This is a genomic window from Verminephrobacter aporrectodeae subsp. tuberculatae At4 (genome assembly GCF_000193225.1).
Classification (GTDB): Bacteria; Pseudomonadota; Gammaproteobacteria; order Burkholderiales; family Burkholderiaceae_C; genus Acidovorax; species Acidovorax aporrectodeae.
In genome coordinates, this window is record NZ_AFAL01000486.1 from 1 (window position 1) to 6,136 (window position 6,136).

A 6,136-nucleotide genomic window follows, 5' to 3' on the forward strand; every position below is an offset into this window, starting at 1 on the left:
GGTGACGAATGCCGTCTCGCCCATGGTGAGCTCGGTGTCGGACAGCGTGATGCTCACGGTGGGGCGCACGAGGTCGTAGCTGAACGGCTCGGAGGACGGGGTTCCCTCTCCCTGGTTGCCCGCCAGATCGGTCACGCCGGAGAGGTTCACCCGGACGCGGTTGCTGCTCGTCGAGCGGCCGACGGCAGGCGGGGCCGTGAGGGTGCACTGCCAGGTGATGCCGTCGTCGCTGCGCAGGTCGGAGAAGATGCCGCCGCTGGACGCGGGGTTGATCGTGAGGTCCGACAGGGTGAAGGCCTTGCCGTCCGTGGGAGGCAGGCTCCGGTCCAGCGCTTCGGAGAAGACGATGGTGACGGTGGTCGCTTCGTTGCCGCTGAGCTTGCTGTCAGCGAGCGTGATGGAGCGCACCGAGGGCCGCGTGGTGTCCACCTGGTAGTCGGCGCTGCTCGCGTGGCCGAACCCGGTGCGGCCGACGGTGTTGGTCACGCCCGCGAGGTTCACGCGGATGGCGTTGCTGCTGTCCTCGGTATTCCCATTCGGGGTGAACGTGGCGCTCCAGGTGCGGCCGTCGGCGTTCGCCGTCAGGGGCCCCAGCGTGCCGTTGGGCGCCTCGACGTCGTCGGCCGTGAAGCCGAGGACCGGCACGTTGAAGCGGAAGGTGACGGTGCTCGTCTCGCCGATCTTCAGGGCGCTGTCGCTCAGCGTGATGGTGGCGCTGGGGCGCGTGGATTCGATGGTGTCTATCTGGTAGTTGGCGCTGGTGGCGCTGCCGAGGCCTGCCCGGCCTGCACGGTTGGTCACGCCGGCCAGGTTCACGCGGATGGTGTTGCTCGTGTCCTGCACGTTGAGCGTGGGCGTGAAGGTCGCCGTCCAAGTCGTGCTGAGTGAATTCCCCGTGAACAGGCTCAGCGTGCCGTTGGCGTCGCTGAGCACGATGTCGTCTGCCGTGAAGCCCCTCACTTGGCTGTTGAAGACAATGGTGACGGTGGTGGTTTCGTCGATCCTGAGGTCGGTGTCGGCCAGCGGATGGTGGCGGTGGGGCGCATGGCCGTGGTGTCGATGGCGTAGTCGGCGCTGCTGGCCGTGCCCTCGCCCGTGTTGCCTGCGGCGTTGCTCACGCCCGCGAGGTTCACGCGGACGGTGTTGCTCGCGTTTGCGGTGTTCGCCGTGGGCGTGAAGGTCGCCGTCCAGGTCTTGCCGTAGGCATCCGCGGTGAGCGGGCCCAGCGTGCCGCGGGCGTCGCTGAGCACGACGTCCTGCGCGCTGAAGCCCATGACCTCCTCGCTGAAGGCGAAGCGCACCGTGGTGGTCTGGCGCATCGTGAGGCTGGTGCTGTCGAGTGCGATCGTGACGCCGGGGCGCACGGTGCTGACGCTGTAGCTGGCGCTGCTGGCCTGGCCAGAGCCTATGGTGTCGGCCGGATTGACGGCGTCGGTCACGCCGAAGAGGTTCACGCCGATCGTGTTGCTCGCACTGTGGACGTTGGCCGTGGGCGTGAAGGTCGCCGTCCAGGTCTTGCCGTCGGCGTTCGCCGTGAGCGGGCCCAGCGTGCCGTTGGCGTTCGTGAGGATGACGTCGTCTGCCGTGAAGCCGTTGACGCGGTCGTTGAAGACAATGGTGACGGTGGTGGTTTCACCGGCCATGAGGCGGTTGTCGGCGAGCGTGATGGTCGCGGTGGGCGAGATGACGAGGTCGCGGGTGTCTACGTTGTAGTAGCCGCCGTGGAACCCGCCCTCGCGGGACATATTGCCCGCGAGGTCGCGGATGCCGTGCGCCGCCCCCATCACGACGCTCAGCTTGGCCCAGGTCACGGAGGTCCGGAACGTCGGGGCGCTGAGGGTGATGCTCCAGATCTTTCCGCCGTCGGTGGAGTTCAGGCCGGACATCGTGCCACCGGAGGCGCCGGCGGAGCTGTATATGTCGTCGAGGCCAAAGCCCGTCACCGGTTCGTTGAAGGTGACGGTGATGGTCAGCGTGCCGTTGGATCGCAGGTTGTGGCTCGAGACGGCGATCCCGTTCACCTGGGGCGGGGAGCTGTCGTTGGCGTAGGCTTGGTCGTTGGCTATGTAAGTCCCCGCCGGGTCGCCGGGCACGTTGCCCCCGCCGACCGTGTTGCCCGCGGCATCGCTGATGTCGCGCAGCTTGATCGCGATGCAGTTGTCGGGCATGTTGTCCGCAGAAGGGGACCGGAGCGTGAGCTTCCACGTGGTTCCGCCGTCCGTGGTGCGCAGGTTCGACAGCGTTCCCCGCAGGCCATTGATCGACTGGTTGCGCTGGGTCAGGGAATCGATGATCTCCAGGTCATCGAGCGTGAAGCTGCTTGTATCGATTGCCTGGGAGAAGGTGATGGTGACGGTGGTCTCCTCGTGCGCCGCCAGGAGGCGGTCGTCGATGACCAGACTGCGCAGCATGGGCCGCACGGTGTCCACGACGTAGTTGGCGCTGCTCGCGCTGCCGACCCCGGCCACTCCCGCGGCGTTGCGCACGCCCGCCAAGTCCACGCGGACGGTGTTGTTCGCGACCTCGGTGTTCGCCGTGGGCGTGAAGGTGGCGGTCCAGGTCTTGCCGTCCGCGCCGACGGCCAGATCGCTCAGCGTGCCGTTGCCGCTCGTGAGCACGATGTCGGCGGCGTCAAAACCGGTGACGACCTCGTTGAATTGGAAGGTCACGATGGCGTGCGCGCCCACGGTGAGCGGGCTGGCCAGCGTGATGCGCAGGCTGGGGCGCCCGGCGATGGTGTCGATGTCGTAGCTCACGCCGGTGGCAACCACCCCCTCGCCCGCGTTGCCCGCCAGGTCGTTCACGCCGCGCATGTTCACGCGAAAGGTGTTGTTCGACGAGCTGATGCCGGGATCGGCGCGCTCTCGCGGTCCAGACGCTGCCGTCTCCGGTGGACGTGAAGTGCGACAGCATGCCATCGCGCAGGCCGTTGACCAGCAGCACGTCGTTCAGGCCAAAGTCCGTCACCGGTTCGGAGAAGGTGAAGCTCACCAGCGCGCTTTCTCTGTACTTGAGAACGGTGTCGCTCTCGCCCGCGCCGTAGCTGATGCGCGTGCCAAGCAGCGTGGGCCGAATGGTGTCCACGCTGTAGCGCAGGCCCGTGGCCACGATGCCCAGGCCCGCGCTGCCCTCGCGGGTGTTGACGCCCGCGAGGTTCACGCTGATCGGGTTGTACGCCGATGTGACGCCGGCGCCGGGGGCATTCAGCGTCACCTCCCAGGTGTCGCTGCTGCCGTCGCCCCCGGGCTGCCAGGCGGTGAACACTTGGCCCACGCTGCCGCTGCCGGGGGCCAGGACTACGTCGGAGGCGTCAAAGCCCTTCACGGGCTCGCTGAATTTGATGGTGACGTAGGCAGTCTGGCCAATGCCGAGCCGGTCGTCGTCGATGCTGTGGCCGCTCGCGGCCAGCGTGGGCAGCACGGTGCCCACGGTGTAGGCGTTGCTCGAGACCGGGTCGCCCAGGCCCGCGGTGCCATGCGTGTCGCGCACGCTGTTGACGTTCACGCGGATCACGCCGCTGGCGTTGCGCGTGTCGACCAGGGGCGTGAGGATGGCGGTCCAGGTTTTGCCGCCGTCGGTGCTCGCGGGCTCGCCCAGCGTGCCCCGGGCATTCGACAGGTCCAGGGCCGCCCTGAGGCTGGTGACGCTGACTTCCTTGGAGAAGGCAAAGGTGACGAGGGCGGTCTCTCCGGCATTCAGGTGGGTGTCGGAGAGCGTGATGCCGTCGAGTTGGGGCCGCGTGCTATCCACGGTGTACTCGGCGGACTCGTACATCCCGGAGCCCGGATTGCCGTTCTCGTCCTTGACCTTGGACAGGTCCAGGGAAATGCGGCCCATGCCCTTGCCCATGGTCACGTTCGGGGTGAACGTGGCGGTGCAGACCTTGTCGGTATCGTCCCATCCCAGGGCGGACAGAACGCCCAGGGGCGAGACCACGTGGCGGATGAAGTCCTCATCCGGCAGCGCGGCGCTGAACGCGAAAGTCACCGTCGTGCTCTCGCCCCGGCTCAGGTAGGAGTCACCCAGGCGGATGACGACGTTATTCAGCGTGGAACTCCAGCTGCTGCCCACAGCGGTCACGACCGTGTACTCGCTGGACTGGAACACCCCCGTGCCCTGGTTGCGGAACTTGTCCGTGACGTTCGTCAGCTCCAGCGTGAGGCGGCCGTGGAGTCCGCGCACGTCGGCATTCGGGGTGAACGTGGCGGTGTAGATTCGGGCGTTGTCCGTCGCCCGGGTCAGGTTGGACAAGTGGCCATACGGCGTTGCCACGTCGCCGATGGCGAAGCTGTCGAACGACGGCCATCCGTCGAACTCGAAGGTCACCGTCGCAGTCTCGCCCGGGGTCAGGCGGGTGTCGCTCAGGTGGATGCTGACGCGGCTGAAGTCGGAGAGCGGCGCGTTGTCCACGGTGTACTCGGTGGACTGGAACACCCCCGTGCCCGGGTTGTCGTCGCTGCCGTTGAGCTTGGCCAAGTCCAGCGTGATCTGGCCTACGGCCTGGCGCGTTCTGCTGTGCGGCGTGAAGTGGCCGGTGTAGATCCTGGCGTTGTTCGGGTCCTTGACCAAGTCGCGAAAGACGCCCAGCGGCGCCACGACGTCGCTGAGGGCGAAACTCGATTCCAACGGCGCTGCGTTGAACTCGAAGGTCACGCGCATGCTCTGGTCCAGCGTCAGCAGCGCGTCGCTCAGGCGGATGCTCACGTGATTCAGATTCGGGTTGCTCTGCGCGTTGCGCGGCATGGTGTCCACGACGTACTCGGCAGACTGGAACGTCCCGGCGCCCGGATGGCCCTTGTAGTCGCCGGCGTCCGAGACGTTCGCCAGGTTCAGGCTGATGCGGCCGACGGACCGGCTCGTGTTCGCATTCGGTGTGAATGTGGCGGTGTAGCTCGTGCCGCCGACCACTTCCGTGTTCAAATTGGTCAAAACGCCATTCGGCACCACCATATCGGGGATAAGGAAAGTCCCGTTCCACGGTCCTTCGTCGAAATCGATTCTGACCGTCGTCGTCTCGCCTTCGGTCAGATAGGGGTCGTCGAAGCGGATGGAGACCTTCGTGACGTTCGCCGGCACCATGGTGTCCACGGTGTATTCCCTGGACTGGAACACCCCGGTGCCGTCATTACCAATTTCAGTCGAATCCCTGAGGTTCGCCAAGTTCAGCGTGATCCGGCCCACGGCCCGGTTTATGTGGTCATTCGGTGTGAATGTGGCGGTGAATATCTTGAGGTTGTCGCGGTTCTGGACCAAGTTGGACAGCGTGCCATGGGACACCTCCACATCGTGGGTCGTGAAACTGTGCGACCGGTTGTGGGACGGAGGGGGTACATCCGCGGGTAGGACAATGGGCGACCACGGCACTTCGTTGAACTCGAAAGTGACCGTCATGGTCTCCCAATAGGTCAACACTTCGTGGCTGAGGCTGATGGTGACGTGGTTGAGACGGGGGTTGGAGACCGCGTCGGGCGGCGTGGTGTCCACGGTGTATTCCTCGGACTGGAATACCCCGGCAAGCCGACTGAAGAAGCTATATCCGAGCGCGCTCAGATCCAGGGTGATGCGGCCGACGGCCTTGCCCATTATGCCCGCAGTCGGTGTGAATTTGGCGGTGAAGACCCGGAGGTCGTTGGAGTCCTGGGTCAAGTTGGACAAAGCGCCAAGGGGTGAATCCGGAGGAACCGTCCGGCTTCCAGTGGTGGTCGTGAGCGTGAAGGAAGGAGAGCCCCAACCAGTATTCCACCACGGCTTTTCGTTGAATACGAAGGTCACCGTCATGGTCTCCCCGGCGGTCAAATAATGGTCGCTGAGCAAAACGGTGGCACTGCTGACGTGCGAGGAGTGGCCGTCGAATGGTGCGGTCATGGGATATTCCTTTGAAAATAATTCCGTTCGCGCACGGAAAATTCATGCAGCGGTATCATTCGGTGCAAATGCAATGACAAGTGATATTGCAAGAGTAATGAACAGGGAAAATACAAGTGCAATATCAGAGCCAAAACCCGTTGGACGCCCAATCGGACGCCTGGCCCACGATGGACAGCGGCATCTGCGCTGCGGCGCCGGGGGCGGTGATGGCGCCGTTGGCCTGGCCGTCGGCGTCGAACCGACCGCCATCGCTGATTTCAAAGTCCAG

4 protein-coding genes are annotated in these 6,136 nt (G+C 65.3%); all 4 read right to left on the minus strand.

What is annotated here, in order from left to right; genetic code table 11:
- On the minus strand, window positions 1–1,023 hold a 1,023-nt coding region (locus VTU_RS27660), incomplete at its 3' end, for an Ig-like domain-containing protein (RefSeq protein WP_322835866.1).
- On the minus strand, window positions 957–2,687 hold the full coding sequence (locus VTU_RS34955; protein ID WP_236610764.1) for an Ig-like domain-containing protein: 1,731 nt from the start codon (window positions 2,685–2,687) through the stop codon (window positions 957–959). The genes VTU_RS27660 and VTU_RS34955, both read right to left, overlap by 67 nt.
- Window positions 2,632–5,865, minus strand: a complete 3,234-nt coding sequence (locus tag VTU_RS0115760; protein ID WP_040892971.1) for an Ig-like domain-containing protein — start codon at window positions 5,863–5,865, stop codon at window positions 2,632–2,634. Before VTU_RS0115760 ends, VTU_RS34955 begins: the two co-directional genes overlap by 56 nt.
- Window positions 5,866–5,989: 124 nt before the next feature.
- Window positions 5,990–6,136, minus strand: coding sequence for a choice-of-anchor U domain-containing protein (locus VTU_RS35565; RefSeq protein WP_010105898.1), 147 nt, complete (start codon window positions 6,134–6,136; stop codon window positions 5,990–5,992).